This window comes from Flagellimonas allohymeniacidonis (assembly GCF_004296335.1).
Classification (GTDB): domain Bacteria; phylum Bacteroidota; class Bacteroidia; order Flavobacteriales; family Flavobacteriaceae; genus Flagellimonas; species Flagellimonas allohymeniacidonis.
In genome coordinates this window covers 622653-642442 of sequence record NZ_SGIU01000001.1, presented here as the reverse complement: position 1 = coordinate 642442, position 19790 = coordinate 622653, and the positions used below count along the sequence as shown (strand labels likewise).

The following is a 19790-nucleotide window of genomic DNA, read 5'->3' as shown; positions in this document are numbered from 1 at the left end:
GTCTTCTTTTTTATAATCGCATGGGAATATCCTCATGCTCAAGGTATTCTTTTAAATCCTTTATCTCAATTTCCTTAAAGTGAAATACACTGGCCGCCAAAGCTGCATCTGCCTGACCATCAACAAAAGTATCGAGAAAATGTTTCATGTTTCCAGCTCCACCTGAAGCAATCACTGGAATGTTCACCTCTTGTGAGAGCCTGCGCAAAGCTTTATTGGCAAAACCATTTTTGGTGCCATCGTGGTCCATTGATGTAAAAAGAATTTCACCGGCCCCACGTTCTTCTACCTCCTTGGCCCATTCAAATAGTTCAACATCCGTAGGTACCTTACCTCCCACCAAATGAACCTTCCACTCGCCCTCAATCTCCTTGGCATCTATGGCCACAACAATACACTGTGAACCAAATTTGGCAACCAAATCATTGATAAGCTGGGGGTTCTTAACCGCTGAAGAGTTGATTGAGACCTTATCCGCTCCATTTTTCAGAAGGATATCAACATCTTCAACTGATGAAATTCCCCCTCCTACCGTAAACGGAATATTGATTCTTTCTCCTATTCGATACACCAAATCGGCCAATGTTTTTCGCTTTTCCTCTGTAGCCGAAATATCAAGAAACACCAATTCGTCTGCACCTTTTTCCGCATAAAGCGCCGCCAGTTCAACAGGGTCACCAGCGTCTCGAAGGTCTACAAAATTTATCCCTTTGACAGTGCGTCCGTCTTTGATATCCAAACAGGGTATAATGCGTTTTGTGAGCATTATGTATCGTTTTTAACGGTTAAATCAATTCCATCATAAAATCCAAGGTCTTGATTGTTTAGTAATTTGGTCCACAACGCAATTTGACCCGTATGATATGAAAAATGCTCTACTACATGAACTATGTTTCCAATTCCTGAAAACTCAAACCCTTGAACTTTTCTTTTTCGTAAAAATTCCTCAGGTTCAATTTCCCTAAAGGCATTTGTTGCTTCTCTTACCGTGTATTCCAATTTTTCCATAAGTTCCGCTTTGCTATAACCATCTTGTACCTCAAATTCTTCATCCCGGTTCCGTTTGTCTTCTATCTTCCTTAAGGAAGCAATGCCGTATTGGGTTATATTTCCACACAAATGAAGAATAAGATTGCCTATGCTGTTCATAACCGCATTTGGTTTTTTCCAAATCACATCTTCTGAAAGCTGTTCCATGCATTTTTTTACCATTCGCAAGCTCTCTTCCATGCGATAAATAGCCTGTGCCACAAACTCCATTTGAAAGGTCTTAGAGTACTCCATGGTTCAATATATAATCTTCTAGCTGTTTTAAACTGATTCTATTTTCATAGATAGCTTTACCTATGATGGTACCTTCACAGCCCAAATCGGCCAATTGTTGCAGTTCATCAAAATGGGAAATTCCCCCACTGGCAATCAGGGCTATTCCGTTTATCTCTACATCTTCAACACCGCTTCCTGTTATTCGCGTCTCCCATTTTTTCGTTTTTTTCAATAGCTTGCTATACAAGTCAAAAGAAGGTCCCTCCAGCATGCCATCTTTGCTGATATCCGTACAAATCACATAATGGACACCTTCACTTTGATAGTTTTTGACAAAAGGAACAAGTTCCAAATTTGACTCCTCTTGCCAGCCTGAAACCGCAATTTTTTCATCCTTGGCATCTGCACCCAATATGATCCTGTTCTTACCGTATTTTTTGAGCCAACCCAAAAAGGTCGTTTTGTCCTTTACAGCAATACTGCCTCCAGTAATCTGCTCTGCGCCACTTTCAAACGCAATACGCAAATCCTCATCGGTCTTTAGTCCCCCTCCAAAGTCAATCTTGAGTTTTGTTTTTGAGGCAAGGGTTTCCAAAATTTTATGGTTGACAATGTGTTTCGACTTTGCTCCGTCCAAATCCACCAAATGAAGATACTCAATGCCATGGGCTTCAAACTCTTTGGCCACCTCCAATGGGTGTTCGTTATAAACTTTTTTGGTGGCATAGTCCCCTTTTGACAAGCGCACACACTTACCATCAATGATATCTATTGCGGGTATGATTCTCATCTAGCTCTTCGTTTTTAACATCCAGGTGTTGGGTTTGGGTATTTCCTCGAACCCAAAACTCGCATAAAAATCATGGGCATCTTCTGTTCGCAATCCAATGCCATTTACTGGGGTAAGGTTCGGGTGTTCGAGTATAGCTTGTAACAGCTGTTTACCAATGCCCTTCCCTTTACAATCATCCACTACAAAAACATCCATTAGCCATGCGAAAACCACATAATCAGTAGCAATTCTGGCAAAACCTATTTGCTTGTCGTTTTCATCAAATGCACCAAAACAAAGGGAGTTAGCCATGGATTTTTCCACGAGGTCATAGCTTCTACCTTTGGCCCAATAGGATTGCTTGGAAAGGTACTCATGAATCAACCCAATATCCATTTTACCTTTATCCGTGGAAATTGAAACCTTCATTGGGGTCATAACTCTAGAAAGTTTTTCAGAATTTGGGCCCCTACCGAACTACTTTTTTCAGGATGAAACTGAGTTCCATAAAAATTATCCTTGCCAAGGGCCGCACTATAGAGCAAGGCATATTCCGAAACGGCTATGGTATCTTCGCATGTAGGTGCATAATAGCTATGTACCAAATAGATATGTGAATTTTCTGTAATAGATGTGAAAAGGCCCGACTTTAAGTTTGAAATTTCATTCCAGCCTATTTGCGGCACTTTCACCGATTCTGGGAACTTCACCACATCCACATCAAAAATATCCAAGCCTTTGGTATTCCCTTCTTCTGAACCCTTGCACATGAGTTGCATGCCCAGACAGATACCTAAAACAGGTTGGGTTAGTTGGGGTATAAGACGGTCCAACCCGCTTGCCCGTAACTTGGCCATGGCCGAACTTGCCTCACCAACCCCAGGAAAAATAACACGACCTGCTTGTTTTATTTCCTCGGGATTGTCACTGAGTGTTGCTTCGTAACCCAATCGCCTTATCGCAAATTTGATGCTTTGGATGTTCCCCGCACCATAATCGATGATTACAATTTTCATTTATAGCATTCCTTTGGTGGATGGCAGCACCATCTTTTCGACATCTCTTTTCACCGCCATTTTTATGGATTTGGCAAACGCCTTGAAAATAGCTTCAATCTTGTGATGCTCATTGGTGCCTTCTGCCTTAATGTTCAAGTTGGCCTTGGCTCCATCAGAAAACGACTTGAAAAAATGCAGGAACATTTCAGTGGGCATGTCCCCTACCTTTTCCCGGTTGAACTCAGCCTCCCAAACTAACCAATTTCTTCCGCCAAAATCGAGTGCGACCTGAGCCAAACAATCATCCATGGGCAAACAAAACCCGTATCGTTCTACTCCCATTTTGTTGCCCAGAGCCTTTGCAAAAACCTCTCCCAAGGTAATGGCCGTATCCTCAATGGTATGGTGCTCATCTACTTGTAAATCTCCTTTGACCTTTATCTGGAGGTCCATCTGCCCATGACGCGCCAATTGGTCCAACATATGATCAAAGAATGCCAGTCCCGTGTCTATTTTACTTTTCCCGGTTCCGTCCAGATTTAAGGAAATCTGCACATCCGTTTCGTTGGTCTTTCTTGCGATGGAGGCTGTTCTATTTTCCAGTTTTAAGAACTCATAAATTTTTTCCCAATCATTGCTTTCCAAAGCTATGTGGGGGTCAAGTTCTTCCCTTTTTACAGTAATTTCATTAGTTCCCAAATGGGTTTCATCGTTGATATAAATTCCTTTTGCACCCAAGTTCTTTGCTAATTCTATATCCGTGAGACGGTCACCAATGACAAAGGAATTCCCCAAATCATATTCCTTAGAAAAATATTGGGTCAAAAGTCCAGTGCCTGGTTTTCTCGTGTCCGCGTTGTCCTTCGGGAAGGTCCTGTCTATAAAAACCTCATTAAAGACCACGCCTTCGTTTTCAAAAGCCTTTAAAATGAAATTATGGACAGGCCAGAACGTTTCTTCTGGAAAAATTTCCGTTCCCAGACCATCTTGATTGGTTATCATGGCCAATTCGAAGTCCAGTTCCTTGGCAATTTTCCCTAAATAGGTGAATGCTTTTGGGTAAAAGCTGATTTTTTCAAAGGAATCAATCTGTTCATCTGCTGTTTCCTTTATAATTGTGCCATCCCTGTCAATAAAAAGTACCTTTTTTCCCATTACGTTATTTTATTTAAAAGGGCCATTAACTGTTGATTTTCTTCTGGAGTTCCAATCGTGAATCGCAATGTATTTTCACAAAGGGGTTGATTGCTCCTGTTCCTAACTACCACGTTCAATTGTAACAATTGCTCATACCTCCTATTTGCATCATCCACTTTTACCAATACAAAATTCGCGTCAGTAGGATAAATTTTTTGAACAAAACCAATTCCCTTCAACTTGTCGATCAATTTTTTTCGTTCTTCCAAAATCTGTGTCACTTCCTCTTGCACCATAGTATCATCTAAAACCCTTTTCAGCGCCTGATACTGCGTCAATTGATTTATGTTATAAGGAGGTTTTATTTTATTTAGGACAGCGATAATCTCCATAGAAGCATAGCATATTCCCAATCGAATGCCGGCCATACCATATGCCTTGGACATTGTCTGGGTAACTATCAGGTTTGGATATTCCTGGAGAGCAGACAACCAACTGTCGCTATTCGAGAAATCAATATACGCTTCATCAATTACCACAAGTCCGCTAAAATTCTCCAATATTTGTTTGACTTTTTCCTTTTGAAAAGTGTTTCCAGTTGGATTGTTAGGAGAGCAAATGAAAATAATTTTTGTTTTATCATCTATTGCATCCAAAATCTTGGGTACATCCAGTTCAAAATTTTTGGTGAGAAACACCTCTCGGTTTTCAATGGCGTTGATGCCGGACAAAACCTTATACATGCCATAGGTTGGTGGCAAAGTGATTATATTATCTTGGTTGGGTTCACAAAAGGCACGAAAAATTAAATCAAGTACTTCATCACTCCCGTTTCCTAGCAGTATATTCTGTTCCAAAATCTGTTTCTGCTCTGCCAAAAGCGTTTTCAAACTTCGCTGTTGAGGATCGGGATAGCGATTTAATCCGGTTTCATAAGGATTTTCATTGGCATCCAAAAAAATCATTTTTGAGCCGTCAGAAACATACTCGTCCCTTGCGGAAGAGTAAGGTTTCAACCGCTTTACATTCTCACGGACCAAATCGTTAATATCGAAAGCTGTCATTCTTGCAAACTTTTTAAACGAAGGGTCACAGCATTCTTGTGGGCTTGAAGCCCTTCGGCTTCCGCCATTAACTCAATGGCTTCACCAATTCCTTGAATTCCTTCCTCTGTGATTCTTTGAAATGTCATGCTCTTCATAAAACTGTCCAAATTTACACCACTGTACTGTTTGGCGTAGCCATTGGTAGGTAAAGTATGGTTGGTTCCAGAGGCATAATCCCCAGCACTTTCAGGAGTATAATTCCCAATAAAAACAGAACCTGCATTTATTGTGTTCTGAATATAAAATTCCTCGTTCTCAACACAGACGATATAGTGTTCCGGACCGTATTCGTTTATTAAAGCGAGAGCTGTATTGTCATCCTGCACCAAAATCAATCTACTGTTGGCAATGGCCTGCTTCGCAATTTCCCTTCGCGGCAAATCTATCAACTGCGCTTCAATTTCCTTGGATACCTCCGAAATGAAGTTTTCTGAGGTTGAAACCAAAATAACCTGACTATCCACTCCATGTTCTGCTTGGCTCAACAAATCTGAGGCTACAAAGGCTGCGTTGGCAGAGTCATCGGCGACAACGAGCAGTTCACTGGGGCCTGCTGGCATATCTATAGCCACTCCATATTTGGTGGCAATTTGTTTGGCAACTGTTACATATTGATTACCTGGTCCAAAAATCTTATACACTTTTGGAATAGTATCGGTACCAAAAGTCATCCCTGCAATAGCTTGAATCCCCCCTACTTTAAAAATTTGGGAAACGCCACACAATTGGGCCGTGTATAGAATCACAGGGTTTATCTGTCCATTCTCATTGGGTGGGGTGCATAGAACAATTTCTTCACATCCAGCTATTTTTGCCGGAACTGCCAACATGAGTATGGTTGAAAATAAGGGGGCGGTTCCTCCAGGAATGTACAATCCTACCTTTTGAATGGGCCGCTTTTCTTGCCAACACTTTACACCGGGCATTGTTTCGGATTCCACCTTCTCCGATTTTTGGGCACTGTGAAATTTTTCAATATTACCTTTTGCTAGTTGAATAGCATGCTTTAATTCAGCTGAGACTTGACTCGATGCAGCTTCTATTTCTTTCTGAGTAGCCTGTATCGAATCCAAGCGTACCTTATCGAACTGTTGGGTATAGTCCATTACTGCCTCGTCACCCCTTTGTTCAACATCCTTGAAAACAGCTTCCACGATGGATTCAATATCCTTAACGGTTTGGGTGGGCCGGCGTAAAATTTCGCTCCAATCTTCTTTTTTAGGGTAACGTATTCGTTGCATTAGCGTACCATTTTTTCGATTGGACATACCAGAATCCCTTCGGCGCCTGCTTGTTTTAATTCGTCAATCACTTCCCAAAAGGTATCCCTATTAATTACCGTGTGCACGGAGCTCCATCCTTCTTGGGCCAATGGTAAAACCGTAGGGCTACGCATTCCCGGAAGGATTTCAATTATCTCATCCAATTTATCATTAGGTGCATTGAGAAGTACATATTTGTGATTCCGTGCTTGTAAAACGGAATTAATTCGGAATCGAAGTCTTTGTAGTATGGCATCTCGTTCTTCGGAAATCAGCGGAGAGACTGCAAGGACTGCTTCACTTTTTAAGATAATTTCCACCTCCTTGAGATTGTTCTTGAATAAAGTGCTTCCGCTGGACACAATGTCGCAAATTCCATCGGCCAAACCAATATTGGGGGCTATTTCTACCGAACCATTGATAATGTGCAAATCAACATTTACTCCTTTTGATTCCAAGTAAGATTTCACGGTGTTGGGATAAGAGGTGGCAATACGTTTACCCTCAAAATCTTTTACTGAAGAATACTCCATCGATTTTGGAACCGCCAAGGAAACCCTGCACTTTGAAAAATTCAGTTTTTCCACAATGGCAATATCCACCCCTTTTTCAACCAAAACGTTCTCGCCGATTATGGCAATGTCCACCACTCCATCTCTAAGATATTGAGGGATGTCTCCGTTGCGTAGGTAAAAAACTTCCAAAGGAAAGTTTCTGGCCGTGGCTTTCAGCTGGTCTTTTCCGTTGTCAATTGAAATTCCACAGTCCTTTAAGACTTTCAGCGAGTCTTCATTGAGTCTACCACTCTTTTGGACCGCAATTCGAATTTTGCTCATTTTCTTTTTCAAATTATGCCAAGAAACCAAACGAACTTAAAAACAAAACCCGTTTGATTTCTCAAACGGGTTAAAATATAGTTCACAGACGTCAATACATTTCTACCTCGCTTGAGTGCAAGTATAAAAATGATGATGTGTGTTTTGATTTCTCATTCTGTTGTAAAATTAGAATTTATTTTTTTATCAAAAAAATGCTAATTAGTTATTTCCCAAAATGAGGGGCAATCCATCGCCACTAGACCCCACCACAACTACTTTTGCGTTTGGCGACTGTGACAATTTAAGTGTGGCCTCGATACCTTTGTCCTGCAGGATCTTATCAGTCAATGATGCACTAAGTATTCTGTTGGCATCTGCCTTTCCTTGTGCTTCAATACGTTGGCGTTCTGCTTCTTTTTGAGCGGTAACCAAACGAAATTCATATTCGAGGGATTCCTGCTCTTGCTTCAATTTACGCTCAATGGCTTCCTTGATTGTAGGAGGAAGTGTGACATCCCTTACCAATATATCATCCAAAAGAATATGTTGGGTTTCCACAATCTTTTTGGTTTCCTCGAAAATCTCCGCTTGAATGGCATCCCGTTTACTGGAATACAATTGTTCTGGTGTATACCGTCCCACTACACTACGGGCTGCCGATCGGATGGTAGGTAAGATGATTCGCTGCAAATAGTTCTCACCAATTTCTTGGTGTAATTTTCCCAATTCATTATAGTTTGGTTGATACCATGCAGAGGCATCCAGTTGAATATCCAAACCATTTGAGGACAACACTTTCATTTTTTCAAAAATCTCCTGTCGCCTTACCTCATATATGTACACTCTGTTCCAGGGAGCAACCAAGTGAAAACCTTCACCCAATGGTGGTTTGTCGGTAACTACCCCATCACTAAACGTTTTATATAATACCCCGGCCTCTCCAGAACCAATGGTAACCGCTGATTTAGAAATTAAAATAATAATAAGAATCACCGCAACAATGATGGGCAATCCAATTTTTGGTAATTTATCCATACATATTCCCTTTTATATTAATCCATTATATTTTCGAATGAACCACTCTAAGGCAAGGCTTAGAATTATTAGGCCCAAAAGAATTTTAAAGTCGATTAAAGATACGACATTTTGCTTGCTCTTCTGGATGGGAACAAACTGTTTGGAGTCCATCAAATCATTAATGGCTACTTCCAAATCTCCGGGAAAGTATAGTGCACCACCCGTTTTATCAGCTAACCTCTTTAACTTTTTGTGGTTTGATGGCAACATTTGGTTTTCTGCGTTAAAATCCAGAATCCTAAACACCCCGGAACGCGAGATGTTTTCTTCTCTGACAGTAACGGTAAAATCATAAGTGCCCGGTTCCAAATCACTTAAATCGCATTCGTAATATGATCCTTTCAACAACAAGGGGGTCTCCCTTCCAAAATCGCTATCTCGACCCTTTACAATTGCGGTTATGGTCCCTTTGGGATTGAAATTAAAGCTCTTGTCAAAATACAAGGCCCGAATAGCAGCACTACCTGTTCCTTCGTAAACCGATTTGTATTCCAATTCTAGGCGGCTTTTCCGAGCAGAGCTGGTTAAATAGAGCATCATTTTTCCGATAAAATCATCGAAATCATTGAAATTTTGTTGATCTCGATAAGCGCTTGCCCTCCACCTCCAAATATTCTCTCCGAACAAAATTGCTTCTTTGCCAGAGTCTTCGGTTATCAAGGAAAATAAAGGTTTGTCCAAATCCACACCACGGATGCGTTGAAACAAAATAGTCTCGTTCTCCTTTTTGATTTCCACATCGCCCAAATTACTTAATAAAGGTGGATAGCCCTCAACTGAAAAAGTGCCAAGACCAAAGGTGGAAAAAGAATTATTCATAACCGGAATTACTTCTTCTGATTGATTAAAGCTCTCCTTAAAAACACTTTGTTGTACCTGGTTGAGGAACCTCCAATCGGTCTTTGTACCTGTTATGGTCAAAAAATTCACTGCATTGTTTTCGAGATAATCATAAATCTCCTTGAATCTACTATTGGGTTGATAAAGGATAAAAACATCAGTTTCCTCCAATACCCTAGAGTCGACACTCGGCTTTTCGATGGCTACTTTTCGTTGTTCATTGGATTCTATTGATTTGCGAAGCGCACCAACATCGGGGTGCAGAAAATCGGTAATGATGGTGACGTTCGTTTTTTCATCAATCACCTCAAGTCCAACTTCCTTTCTGTTATTGGCGGTATTTCTTTCATTTTCCAATGGTTCAACGTTTAAAATCAACGATTTCAAACCCACAGTCTCGGCTTCAACAAGTGCATTGATCACTTGGTTATTGGCATTTCCATCCAATGAAATGCGTTCTTGATATACTCTTTTTCCATCCAGAGTCAAGGTTAAAAGTTTGCGCACTTGTTGATTCCCTTTGTATTTCACGGTGAACTCAACTGGAAATTTGTTTCGTAGAAAAGCGTAGGTATTGGTGTTCACTTGTTCTATTGAAATATCTTCATATGATGTGGTGTCGCCCACCACCAATGAATTTACTTGTAGGTTGTTTTGCAGGTCAAGAAATTCATAGTCACGCCCAAGGGTTTGGTTGCCGTCGGAAAAAAGAAGTATCGCATTATTGGTATTTACAAAAAGTTCGTTGGTTTTGGAAAGCGCATCTGAAACATCGGTATTGGTTTGAGAAAAGGTTAAGGAATCGGCACTCAACAATTGGCCACCAAAACCAAATTTGAGCACGTTAAAACGGTCGGCGAGTTGCTCATTACTTTCCAATACTTGCAGCGCTTTGAGGGCCTCTTCCGATTTATTGGATTGTTGCATCGAAGCAGAGTCATCGACCAAAAAAATAAGATTCGCCTTTTCAAGAAAGTACTCATTCTTGACCAACTTCGGGTTGACCAAGAGCAGGAAAGCACAAAAAAGGGCAACAAACCGTAAGCCGGCTAGAATCGTCTTAAGACTTCCTTTTTTAGGGTTTCGATAAAAATATTGATAAAAAACTATGGTAAAAGCCGCAGAGGCAGACAAAAGAATAAGTAATGCCGTGCGTATTTCCATGCAATTTATGTTAGCATACCTCCATCCACATTCAACACCTGGCCAGTAACATAAGCGGATAAATCAGAGGCAAGAAAAAGACATGCATTGGCGACATCTTTCGGAGCGCCACCACGCTTTAATGGAATTGCATCGCGCCATCCTTGAACGGTCTTCTCATCCAATTTCTCGGTCATTTCAGTCTCTATAAACCCAGGAGCAATAGCGTTGCACCGAATATTTCTTGAGCCTAATTCCAAGGCTACGGATTTGGTAAATCCTATCATTCCCGCTTTTGAAGCAGCATAATTTGCCTGACCCGCATTCCCTTTTACACCAACCACGCTGCTCATATTTATGATGGAGCCTTTGCGTTGTTTAAGCATGGTCCTTTGAACAGCCTTGGTCATATTGAAGACGGATTTTAAATTGATTTCGATAACCGCATCAAAATCTGCTTCCCCCATTCGCATCAGCAAATTATCCTTTGTAATACCTGCATTATTGATCAATACATCAATGCTTCCGAAATTTTCCAAAACTTCCGCCACCAAAGCTTCAGATTCAGCAAAGCTTGCCGCATTGCTCTTATAAGCCTTTGCATTTACCCCCAAAGCTTTAAGCTCTTTTTCCAATTCCAATGCAGGTCCTTCGCTGGAGCTATAGGTAAAAGCGACATTCGCCCCATGTTTGGCAAATACTTCAGCGATTCCCTTTCCGATGCCTCGACTGGCTCCTGTAATGATTACATTCTTACCTTCTAAAAGTTTCATGGTCTGTGTTGTTTCTCTGAATGGTTATTACTCAAATATAGTTGTTGTTTTAGGTAATGGCGAAAAAAAATCCCGTAACAAACGGGATTTACAATAGTTTTAACGCTTTGCTAGGCCATCACCTGTTTTACCTTGGAACCGATTTCTGCTGGTGAATCCACAACATGAATACCGCATTCTTTCATGATTCTCTTTTTGGCCTGGGCCGTATCATCACTACCGCCTACAATGGCTCCAGCGTGCCCCATGGTTCTTCCTGCAGGTGCGGTTTCCCCGGCAATAAAACCTACGATGGGCTTTTTACTTCCACTGTTCTTGTACCAATGCGCTGCATCAGCTTCCAATTGTCCACCAATCTCACCAATCATGACCACGCATTCAGTTTCTGGGTCATTGATCAATAGTTCAACCGCTTCCCTTGTCGTGGTGCCAATAATGGGGTCACCTCCAATTCCAATCGCAGTTGTAATGCCCAAGCCCTGTCGAACTACTTGGTCAGCAGCTTCATAGGTTAAAGTACCCGATTTTGAAACGATTCCCACATTTCCTTTTTTAAACACAAAACCAGGCATAATTCCGACTTTGGCTTCTTCAGGTGTAATGACTCCGGGACAATTTGGACCCACAAGTGTGCAATCAAAATCTTTTATGTAATCATAAACCTTCACCATATCCCCTACTGGGATGCCTTCGGTAATGGTAATGATCACCTTAATCCCCGCACTGGCCGCTTCCATGATGGCATCAGCAGCAAAAGCAGGTGGTACGAATATGATGGTGGTATCGGCTCCCACTTCTTGCACGGCCTGTTCCACCGTATTGAATACGGGTTTCCCCAGGTGCTCTTGACCTCCTTTTCCGGGGGTTACACCGCCAACCACATTGGTGCCATATTCAATCATTTGTTCTGCATGAAAGGTACCTTCACTACCCGTGAAACCTTGTACGATTATTTTCGAATCTTTGTTTACTAAGACGCTCATAAGTTTATCTTGTTGCTGTGCAAAAATATGCTTTGATGGTTATTTGAACCAATCAAATTCAGGAATTCTTTTTCAAAGTTTCAAATAGCTCAGGAATACGTTTTATAAAGGCTATTTGTTTTATTTTCTCTCTTGCTTCTTCAGCTGGGCTTCCGAAATAGGTTTTACCGCTCTCTAACGACTTAGAGATTCCGGTTTGGGCCAAAACCACAGCTTTTTTACCAATGGTAATTCCACTGATTACGCCAACCTGTCCCCACAAGGTTACTTCATCTTCAATCACCACGCAGCCTGCTATTCCGGTTTGGGAAGCAATTAGGCATTTTTTTCCAATAACCGTATCATGCCCAATCTGTATTTGATTGTCAAGTTTCGTGCCTTCCATTATAGTGGTATCTCCGGTAACTCCCCTATCGATGGTGCATCCTGCGCCAATATCCACATTGTTTTGTATAATCACCCTACCTCCAGAAATAAGCTTGTCAAATCCTTCTGGGCGGTTTTTATAATAAAAAGCATCTGCACCGAGCACGGTTCCAGCGTGGATAGTAACATTATCCCCAATCACGCAATTATCGTAAATCGCCACATTGGAATGAATCAAGCAGTTTTCTCCAATCGTCACATTGTTACCAATAAAGACATTAGGTTGAACTACCGTGCCTTTCCCTATGGTAGCACTAGATGAGATGGAGTTATTGGAAGCTTGAAATGGTCTAAAATGAACTGTCAGCTTATTGAAATCTCTAAATGGATCATCTGAAATCAACAGGGCCTTACCTTCCGGGCATTCCACTCTTTTGTTTATCAAAACTACGGTCGCCGCTGATTGAAGTGCTTTATTGTAATATTTGGGATGATCCACAAAAACGATATCTCCCTTTTCAACAACATGGATTTCGTTCATCCCCTCTACAGGAAAATCGTCGGAGCCAACGAATTCAACGTTAATAAGTTGGGCAATTTCCTTTAAGGTCTGAGTTCTCGGAAATTTCATTGGGTACTATTCCTTTGCGCGTTCCATATAGGCACCTTTTTCAGTGTCCACTTTTATTTTATCCCCTTCATTGATAAACAAAGGCACATTGATACGCGCTCCAGTTTCCACGGTAGCGGGTTTTGTGGCGTTGGTTGCCGTGTTGCCTTTAACTCCTGGTTCGGTATGGGTGACTTCAAGGATTACACTTGCTGGCATTTCAACCGAAAGAGGCAAGCTATCTTCTGTGTTAAATATAATGGTGACAACCTCCCCTTCTTTTAGAAGCTCTGGTGAGTCCAATGAGCTTTTTTGCAATGCAATTTGATTGTAATCGTCGGTATTCATGAAGTGAAAGGTATCCCCTTCGGCGTACAGATACTGGTATGACCTGGTCTCCACCCGCACATCTTCAATTTTGTGCCCTGCGGAAAAAGTGTTGTCGATAACCTTTCCTGTAGTGACACTTTTTAACTTGGTCCGCACAAAAGCCGGCCCCTTTCCAGGTTTTACATGAAGGAATTCCACAATTTTATAAATATCGTGGTTGTATCTAATGCACAACCCTTTTCGTATATCAGATGTATTGGCCATAGAATTAATTTGAACTAAAGTAACCTTTCATAATACCGCGTTGGGAATCCCTAATGAATTGAAGAATCTCATCTCGCTCAGGTGTTGCCTCCATTTCAGCTTCGATAATGGATGCGGCTTGGGTATTGTTATAATTTTGTTGGTATAAAATTCTGTAAATATTCTGGATTTCACGGATTTTATCGGACTCAAATCCTCGTCTGCGAAGTCCAACAGAATTTATTCCCACATAAGATAATGGCTCTCTTGCGGCTTTCACATAAGGGGGTACATCTTTTCTTACCAAAGAACCTCCGGTAACAAAGGCATGGTTACCAATGGAAACAAACTGGTGTACGGCCACCATACCAGCCAAAACCACATTTTGACCTATGGTCACATGGCCCGCGAGTGTAGAATTGTTACTAAAAATACAACCATCACCAACGATACAATCATGTGCAACATGGCAATAGGCCATAATTAAACAGTTGTTGCCGATTTTGGTTTTCATTCGGTCCGATGTGCCCTTATTTATGGTAGCACATTCACGAATGGTTGTATTATCACCGATTTCCACAGTGGTTTCCTCTCCCTGATATTTTAAATCTTGGGGCATTGCTGAAATAACGGCACCAGGAAATATATTACAGTTTTTCCCGATACGGGCTCCTTCCATTATTGTCACGTTGGAACCAATCCAACTGCCTTCCCCAATCGTTACATTATTGTGGATGGTGGTAAAGGGTTCAATAACTACGTTTTTCGCAATCTTGGCGCCCGGGTGTACGTAGGCTAAGGGTTGATTCATCTAGTTTCCTTTTACTTTGGTGATTTGTGCCATAATCTCAGCCTCAGATACGAGTCTGCCATTTGCATAGGCACGTGCTTGCATTTGACAGATACCCCTTCGGATAGGTGTAAGCAAATCGAGCTTAAAAATAAGGGTATCTCCAGGAACAACTTGTTGCTTGTATCTTACATTGTCAATTTTCAGGAGATATGTCAAATAATTCTCCGGGTCAGGAACCGTGCTTAAAACCAGAATTCCTCCTGTTTGGGCCATGGCTTCAATTTGAAGGACCCCCGGCATAACAGGTGCTCCAGGAAAATGACCCACAAAAAAAGGCTCATTCATTGTGACATTTTTCACTCCTATTACATGTTCCTCGGACAATTCCATGATTTTATCCACCAATAAAAATGGAGGTCTGTGCGGAAGCATGTCCATAATTTGGTTGATGTCCTTGACCGGCGCTGCATGCAAATCAACATCAGGAACTGAATTCCTTCGCTCCTGTTTGATTATTTTTTTAAGCTTTTTAGCAAACTGAGTGTTGACGTAGTGACCAGGTTTATTCGCAATGACCTTTCCTTGGATTCGAGTACCCGTAAGTGCGAGATCGCCAATCACATCCAACAACTTGTGTCGTGCTGCTTCATTGGGATAATGCAAGGTAAGGTTGTCCAATATGCCATTTGGTTTCACGGACAATTTCTCTTTCCTAAATGCTTTCTCAAGCTTTTTCATGGTTGATTCAGAAATCTCCTTGTCAACATAAACAATGGCATTGTTCAAATCGCCACCTTTGATAAGACCATGCTCCAAAAGCATTTCCAATTCGTGAAGAAAACTAAATGTTCGTGCGTCGGCTATTTCCGTTTTGAAGTCCGCTAAGTTTTCCAAATTGGCGTTTTGGGTGCCTAAAACCTTTGTCCCAAAATCTACCATGGTAGTGACCTGATAGGCATCCGAGGGGATAACTGTAATTTCGCTCCCTGTGGTCTCATCCCTGTATGAAATAACATCTCTAACCACATATTCTTCGCGGTCAAGTTCTTGTTCAACGATTTCAGCTTCCTCGAGTGCTTTTACGAAGAATTTTGAAGATCCATCCATAATGGGTGGTTCTGGAGAATCCAGCTCTATGAGCACATTGTCGACATCAAGACCTACCAAAGCGGCCAGCACATGTTCAGAGGTATGAATCTTTACGCCATTCTTCTCCAGATTGGTGCCCCTTTGGGTATTCACCACATAGTTGGCATCAGCCTCTATTATGGGCTCTCCCTCCAAATCAACCCGCCTGAAGGCAAAACCATGGTTTTCCTTAGCAGGAAGAAAGGACATGGTAACATTTTCACCCGTATGCAAACCTACTCCCTTCAGCGTAACCTTTTTCTTTATAGTGCGTTGCTTAACGTTTGTCTTCACTACCTTCTACTTGTTTTTCTATGTTGTTTATTTTGTTGACTAGTTTTGGAAGATTTTTAAAATGGACGTAGGACTTGTTGTAATCACCATAGTTTAAGGCCGGAGAACCTTGCAGTACTTCGTCATCCTTAATGTTTCGCCCAATACCTGATTGTGCTTGAATTTTCACCCGATCCCCTATAGTAATATGTCCTACAATGCCTACTTGGCCGCCAATCAAGCAGTGTTTTCCAATTTTCGTAGAGCCTGCAATACCCGTTTGGGCGGCTATGGCGGTGTGCTCCCCTATTTCTACATTATGGGCAATCTGTATTTGGTTGTCGAGTTTTACGCCTTTTCTTAGAATGGTAGACCCTAAGGTAGCTCTATCGATAGTGGTACCCGCTCCAACATCCACGTTATCTTCCAATATAACATTTCCGGTTTGTGGAACTTTACTGTATTCCCCTTTTTCATTGGGTGTAAATCCAAACCCGTCGGCTCCAATTATAGCTCCGCTATGAATTACACAGCCATTGCCAATAATGGACTCAGAGTAAATTTTGGCGCCGGCAAAAACAATAACATCATCACCAATGGTTACGTTATCTCCGATGTAGACGTTGGGAAATATTTTCACATTGTCCCCAATCTTCACGTTGTCGCTCAAGTATGAGAATGCTCCCAAATAAAAACCTTCTCCATAGGCTACGTTGTCCCCTATATAACAGGGAGACTCAAGTCCAATTTTGTTGTTCTTTACCTTATCATAATATTCCAAAAGCTTTGAAAAGGATTTATAGGCATCATCCACCTTAATCAAAGTTGTAGAAATTTCCTGATCAGGAACAAAGTCTTTATTGACAATAGTAATTGAAGCTTTTGTCGAATAAATGTAAGAGGTATATTTAGGGTTGGCGAGAAACGTTAAAGAACCTTGTTCTCCCTCTTCTATTTTCGATAATTTGTGTACTGCGATTTGCGGGTTTCCTTCTACTTCTCCCTCTAAAATACCAGCAATTTGGGTGGCCGTGAATTTCATTGCTGCAAAAGTAACAAAATTTGCCAAACAGCTTATTTCGGGTAGCAGAGATAATACTTGGTCACCTTTCTTGAAATGAAATCAGTTCCCAAAGCATCAGATTCCTTTAAAAGGTGTACTACTTTCCCATTCTTTTTTAAAATGTTGATTTCTTGTTCCTGTTGATTATAGGTGTTGTTGGAAATTTCTCCAGTAAAAACGAAGTAGCTTGCTTCTTGTTTTGAAATACCAAATTGTCCGCTTGTGCTATTTAATTTGGCCTCCACCTTTTCAGGCTGTACGGGTGATTTCTTTAATTTGATAGTAAGTAAGTTTCTATCTAAAAGCATTTGGCACATTTTTGATAGCACAAAATCTTCATGGAACCTCCATTTTTTAATAGCGGCCAAAATATCTATATCGTCCAATAAAGCAAATTGACTTAACCTATCCCTATTGACACCAACTTCCTTCTCTTCGAATAGAAAACGATATAATGTTGAATCTTCACCTAAAATTGATTGATTTGGCATCAATTCCTTCGCACGCTGCATAATTCGAATAAGCAACTGCTCGGCAACAAGGCTAGTTTTGTGCAAGTACACCTGCCAATACATAAATCTTCGTGCCATCAGAAACTTTTCAATAGCATATATCCCTTTCTCCTCCACAACCAAATTGCCATCGACCACATTGAGCATTGAAATCAGTCTTTCAGAGTTGATATTGCCCTCGGTCACTCCGGTATAAAAACTGTCCCTCTTTAAATAGTCCAATCGGTCCATATCGAGCTGACTGGAAACCAACTGATTCAAGAAGGGTTTCGGGTATTTTCCATTGAATATTTCAATGGCAAGGTCCAAGGCACTATCGAATTCCTCATTGAGTGCCTTCATATATTCCAGTGAAAGTGTTTCATGACCTACACCATCTATAATGAATCCCTCCAAAGCATGTGAAAAAGGACCATGCCCGATATCGTGAAGCAAAATGGCCCCCAACAAGCCCTTTTCCTCCTCTTCAGATATCTCTATATCCTTCAATCTTAAAACCTGAATGGCCTTCGTCATCAAGTGCATACTTCCCAAAGCATGATGGAATCGGGTGTGGTGGGCCCCTGGATAAACCAAGTAGGACATACCCATTTGGGAAATTCTTCGCAACCGCTGAAAATACGGATGGCCTATCAGCCGAAAAATAAGTTCATTTGGAGTTCCAATAAAACCGTAAATTGGATCGTTGAAGAGTTTAAGCTTTTTGGTCTGCACCAAGGAAGTTAATTTAAGATTGTAAAGATAGGCACTATATGAACAAGATTACAATTTTATGGGTGGATGACGAAATAGACCTGCTCAAACCCCATATCCTTTTCTTGGAAAAGAAAAACTACGAAGTGGTCACTTGCCAAAGTGGGCAGGATGCTTTGGAAGAAATAAATGAGCGATTTTTCGATATTGTTTTCTTGGATGAAAACATGCCGGGCATTTCTGGCCTGGAGACCCTCAACGAGATTAAAAAACACGATGCCTCTATTCCAGTGGTAATGATCACCAAAAGTGAGGAAGAGTACATTATGGATGAAGCCATCGGCTCAAAAATTGCCGATTACCTCATTAAGCCCGTCAATCCCAATCAAATTTTACTCTCGCTTAAAAAGAGTCTTGACAATTCGCGATTGGTTTCGGAAAAGACCACGGCCAATTATCAGCAGGAGTTTCGAAAAATCGCTATGGACCTTTCCATGGTGAACAGTCATAAGGAATGGGCCGAGCTTTATAAAAAGTTGATTTATTGGGAACTGCAATTGGAGGAAATTGAAGACTCTGGAATGTTCGAAATTCTGGAATCGCAAAAAGTTGAAGCGAATTCACAGTTCAGCAAATTTGTGGACAAGAATTACCAGGATTGGTTTGATGGTGATGATGGACCCATTATGTCACATACGCTTTTTCGCGAAATGATCAAGCCAGAACTGCAATCGAGCAAAACGCTTTTGGTGGTTATTGACAACCTTAGGTTTGACCAATGGTGGGCCTTTGAGGAAGCTCTCGGCGTGCATTATAAAAAGAAAAAGGAGTGTTCCTATTACAGTATACTTCCTACAGCGACCCAATACGCCCGTAATGCTATTTTCTCTGGACTCATGCCTTTGGATATGGAAAAGAAATATCCCGATTGGTGGAAGAACGATACTGACGAGGGTGGTAAAAATCTGTTCGAAGCAGAGTTCTTGGGCGAACAATTGAAACGCTTGGGGCTCAACTTGAATTGGGAGTACCATAAAATAAGTAGTCTCAAACAGGGGAAACATCTGGCGCAGAATTTTAGGTCGCAAAAAGACAATGATCTGACCGTCGTGGTTTACAATTTTGTGGATATGCTGTCACATGCCAAAACCGAAATGGAGGTCATCAAAGAGTTGGCATCAAACGATAAGGCTTACCGATCTTTGACGCTTAGCTGGTTTAAAAATTCTCCCCTATTGGAGATCATTCAGCAAGCCCAGGATTTGGGCATGAAATTGATTTTGACCACGGATCATGGCACCATTAACGTAAAGCAACCTTCAAAGGTAATTGGTGACCGCGAAACCAGCTTAAATCTTCGATACAAAACCGGTCGGAGTCTAACGTTTGAGGAAAAGGATGTTCTATCCACTAAAAATCCGCAGTCAATTCACTTGCCCAACATTAATTTGAGTAGCTGCTTTATCTTTGCCAAGAACGATTTGTTCTTTGCTTATCCCAACAATTACAATCACTATGTCGGATATTACCGAAACACTTATCAACATGGTGGTGTTTCCTTGGAGGAAATGATTGTTCCTTTTGTAGTTTTGGAGGCTAAATAA

Annotated in this window: 20 protein-coding genes; 1 reads left to right on the top strand and 19 read right to left on the bottom strand. The window is 41.2% G+C overall.

Translation table 11 applies throughout. From position 1 onward, the window contains the following. Window positions 1–10 precede the first annotated feature (10 nt). The 19 genes from hisF to EW142_RS02715 all read right to left on the bottom strand — a co-directional run bounded on the left by hisF (window position 11) and on the right by EW142_RS02715 (window position 18210). A complete protein-coding gene (hisF, locus tag EW142_RS02805; RefSeq protein WP_130609355.1) occupies window positions 11–766 on the bottom strand; it encodes an imidazole glycerol phosphate synthase subunit HisF in 756 nt (251 codons plus the stop codon). Continuing rightward, a complete protein-coding gene (locus tag EW142_RS02800; protein ID WP_130609352.1) occupies window positions 766–1284 on the bottom strand; it encodes a DinB family protein in 519 nt (172 codons plus the stop codon). Before EW142_RS02800 ends, hisF begins: the two co-directional genes overlap by 1 nt. Further along, entirely contained in the window at window positions 1271–2056 is a 786-nt protein-coding gene (locus tag EW142_RS02795) for a 1-(5-phosphoribosyl)-5-[(5-phosphoribosylamino)methylideneamino]imidazole-4-carboxamide isomerase (RefSeq protein WP_130609349.1), read from the bottom strand. Before EW142_RS02795 ends, EW142_RS02800 begins: the two co-directional genes overlap by 14 nt. Further along, entirely contained in the window at window positions 2057–2476 is a 420-nt protein-coding gene (locus EW142_RS02790; protein ID WP_205783212.1) for a GNAT family N-acetyltransferase, read from the bottom strand. It abuts the gene before it with no gap. Further along, the gene (gene hisH / locus EW142_RS02785; RefSeq protein WP_130609347.1) at window positions 2473–3054 is read right to left on the bottom strand and encodes an imidazole glycerol phosphate synthase subunit HisH; all 582 of its coding nucleotides are present in this window, start codon (window positions 3052–3054) and stop codon (window positions 2473–2475) included. Before hisH ends, EW142_RS02790 begins: the two co-directional genes overlap by 4 nt. Next, a complete protein-coding gene (gene hisB / locus EW142_RS02780) occupies window positions 3055–4191 on the bottom strand; it encodes a bifunctional histidinol-phosphatase/imidazoleglycerol-phosphate dehydratase HisB (protein ID WP_130609344.1) in 1137 nt (378 codons plus the stop codon). Beyond that, window positions 4191–5237 (bottom strand): histidinol-phosphate transaminase, encoded by a 1047-nt coding sequence (gene hisC / locus EW142_RS02775; protein ID WP_130609341.1) that lies wholly within the window; start codon window positions 5235–5237, stop codon window positions 4191–4193. The genes hisB and hisC overlap by 1 nt, the downstream gene beginning before the upstream one ends. Continuing rightward, the gene (hisD, locus tag EW142_RS02770) at window positions 5234–6520 is read right to left on the bottom strand and encodes a histidinol dehydrogenase (protein WP_130609338.1); all 1287 of its coding nucleotides are present in this window, start codon (window positions 6518–6520) and stop codon (window positions 5234–5236) included. The genes hisC and hisD overlap by 4 nt, the downstream gene beginning before the upstream one ends. After that, window positions 6520–7377 (bottom strand): ATP phosphoribosyltransferase, encoded by an 858-nt coding sequence (hisG, locus tag EW142_RS02765; RefSeq protein WP_130609335.1) that lies wholly within the window; start codon window positions 7375–7377, stop codon window positions 6520–6522. The genes hisD and hisG overlap by 1 nt, the downstream gene beginning before the upstream one ends. Before the next feature lie 201 nt (window positions 7378–7578). Beyond that, window positions 7579–8394 carry a prohibitin family protein gene (locus EW142_RS02760; protein WP_130609332.1) on the bottom strand — a complete coding sequence of 272 codons (816 nt, stop codon included), beginning with the start codon at window positions 8392–8394 and terminating at the stop codon, window positions 7579–7581. 12 nt (window positions 8395–8406) lie between these two features. Further along, a complete protein-coding gene (locus EW142_RS02755) occupies window positions 8407–10440 on the bottom strand; it encodes a vWA domain-containing protein (RefSeq protein WP_130609329.1) in 2034 nt (677 codons plus the stop codon). A 5-nt stretch (window positions 10441–10445) separates the two neighbouring features. Then, entirely contained in the window at window positions 10446–11192 is a 747-nt protein-coding gene (gene fabG, locus EW142_RS02750) for a 3-oxoacyl-[acyl-carrier-protein] reductase (RefSeq protein ID WP_130609326.1), read from the bottom strand. A 110-nt stretch (window positions 11193–11302) separates the two neighbouring features. Then, complete coding sequence (gene sucD, locus EW142_RS02745; RefSeq protein ID WP_130609323.1) at window positions 11303–12175, bottom strand: succinate--CoA ligase subunit alpha; 873 nt, start codon at window positions 12173–12175, stop codon at window positions 11303–11305. A 58-nt stretch (window positions 12176–12233) separates the two neighbouring features. After that, window positions 12234–13172 carry a UDP-3-O-(3-hydroxymyristoyl)glucosamine N-acyltransferase gene (locus EW142_RS02740; RefSeq protein ID WP_130609320.1) on the bottom strand — a complete coding sequence of 313 codons (939 nt, stop codon included), beginning with the start codon at window positions 13170–13172 and terminating at the stop codon, window positions 12234–12236. 6 nt (window positions 13173–13178) lie between these two features. Beyond that, a complete protein-coding gene (gene efp / locus EW142_RS02735) occupies window positions 13179–13745 on the bottom strand; it encodes an elongation factor P (RefSeq protein ID WP_130609317.1) in 567 nt (188 codons plus the stop codon). Between the two features lie 4 nt (window positions 13746–13749). Next, window positions 13750–14535 carry an acyl-ACP--UDP-N-acetylglucosamine O-acyltransferase gene (gene lpxA / locus EW142_RS02730; protein WP_130609314.1) on the bottom strand — a complete coding sequence of 262 codons (786 nt, stop codon included), beginning with the start codon at window positions 14533–14535 and terminating at the stop codon, window positions 13750–13752. After that, window positions 14536–15939: a bifunctional UDP-3-O-[3-hydroxymyristoyl] N-acetylglucosamine deacetylase/3-hydroxyacyl-ACP dehydratase gene (locus EW142_RS02725; RefSeq protein ID WP_130609311.1), complete on the bottom strand. Its 1404-nt coding sequence runs from the start codon at window positions 15937–15939 to the stop codon at window positions 14536–14538. Beyond that, the gene (gene lpxD, locus EW142_RS02720; RefSeq protein ID WP_130612415.1) at window positions 15923–16960 is read right to left on the bottom strand and encodes a UDP-3-O-(3-hydroxymyristoyl)glucosamine N-acyltransferase; all 1038 of its coding nucleotides are present in this window, start codon (window positions 16958–16960) and stop codon (window positions 15923–15925) included. Before lpxD ends, EW142_RS02725 begins: the two co-directional genes overlap by 17 nt. Before the next feature lie 32 nt (window positions 16961–16992). Then, a complete protein-coding gene (locus tag EW142_RS02715) occupies window positions 16993–18210 on the bottom strand; it encodes an HD domain-containing protein (RefSeq protein WP_130609308.1) in 1218 nt (405 codons plus the stop codon). Between the two features lie 35 nt (window positions 18211–18245). Between EW142_RS02715 and porX the strand changes: the two genes are divergently transcribed. Next, window positions 18246–19790, top strand: coding sequence for a T9SS response regulator signal transducer PorX (gene porX / locus EW142_RS02710; RefSeq protein WP_130609305.1), 1545 nt, complete (start codon window positions 18246–18248; stop codon window positions 19788–19790).

Bases quoted from the DNA above. Each gene is read 5' to 3' on its own strand.
- efp (WP_130609317.1), bottom strand. From the start codon at position 13,745: ATGGCCAATACATCTGATATACGAAAAGGGTTGTGCATTAGATACAAC.
- EW142_RS02740 (WP_130609320.1), bottom strand. From the start codon at position 13,172: ATGAAATTTCCGAGAACTCAGACCTTAAAGGAAATTGCCCAACTTATT.
- EW142_RS02795 (WP_130609349.1), bottom strand. From the start codon at position 2,056: ATGAGAATCATACCCGCAATAGATATCATTGATGGTAAGTGTGTGCGC.
- hisF (WP_130609355.1), bottom strand. From the start codon at position 766: ATGCTCACAAAACGCATTATACCCTGTTTGGATATCAAAGACGGACGC.
- hisB (WP_130609344.1), bottom strand. From the start codon at position 4,191: ATGGGAAAAAAGGTACTTTTTATTGACAGGGATGGCACAATTATAAAG.
- hisD (WP_130609338.1), bottom strand. From the start codon at position 6,520: ATGCAACGAATACGTTACCCTAAAAAAGAAGATTGGAGCGAAATTTTA.
- sucD (WP_130609323.1), bottom strand. From the start codon at position 12,175: ATGAGCGTCTTAGTAAACAAAGATTCGAAAATAATCGTACAAGGTTTC.
- EW142_RS02760 (WP_130609332.1), bottom strand. From the start codon at position 8,394: ATGGATAAATTACCAAAAATTGGATTGCCCATCATTGTTGCGGTGATT.
- EW142_RS02755 (WP_130609329.1), bottom strand. From the start codon at position 10,440: ATGGAAATACGCACGGCATTACTTATTCTTTTGTCTGCCTCTGCGGCT.
- hisH (WP_130609347.1), bottom strand. From the start codon at position 3,054: ATGAAAATTGTAATCATCGATTATGGTGCGGGGAACATCCAAAGCATC.
- lpxA (WP_130609314.1), bottom strand. From the start codon at position 14,535: ATGAATCAACCCTTAGCCTACGTACACCCGGGCGCCAAGATTGCGAAA.
- EW142_RS02800 (WP_130609352.1), bottom strand. From the start codon at position 1,284: ATGGAGTACTCTAAGACCTTTCAAATGGAGTTTGTGGCACAGGCTATT.
- EW142_RS02790 (WP_205783212.1), bottom strand. From the start codon at position 2,476: ATGACCCCAATGAAGGTTTCAATTTCCACGGATAAAGGTAAAATGGAT.
- hisG (WP_130609335.1), bottom strand. From the start codon at position 7,377: ATGAGCAAAATTCGAATTGCGGTCCAAAAGAGTGGTAGACTCAATGAA.
- hisC (WP_130609341.1), bottom strand. From the start codon at position 5,237: ATGACAGCTTTCGATATTAACGATTTGGTCCGTGAGAATGTAAAGCGG.
- lpxD (WP_130612415.1), bottom strand. From the start codon at position 16,960: ATGAAATTCACGGCCACCCAAATTGCTGGTATTTTAGAGGGAGAAGTA.
- fabG (WP_130609326.1), bottom strand. From the start codon at position 11,192: ATGAAACTTTTAGAAGGTAAGAATGTAATCATTACAGGAGCCAGTCGA.
- porX (WP_130609305.1), top strand. From the start codon at position 18,246: ATGAACAAGATTACAATTTTATGGGTGGATGACGAAATAGACCTGCTC.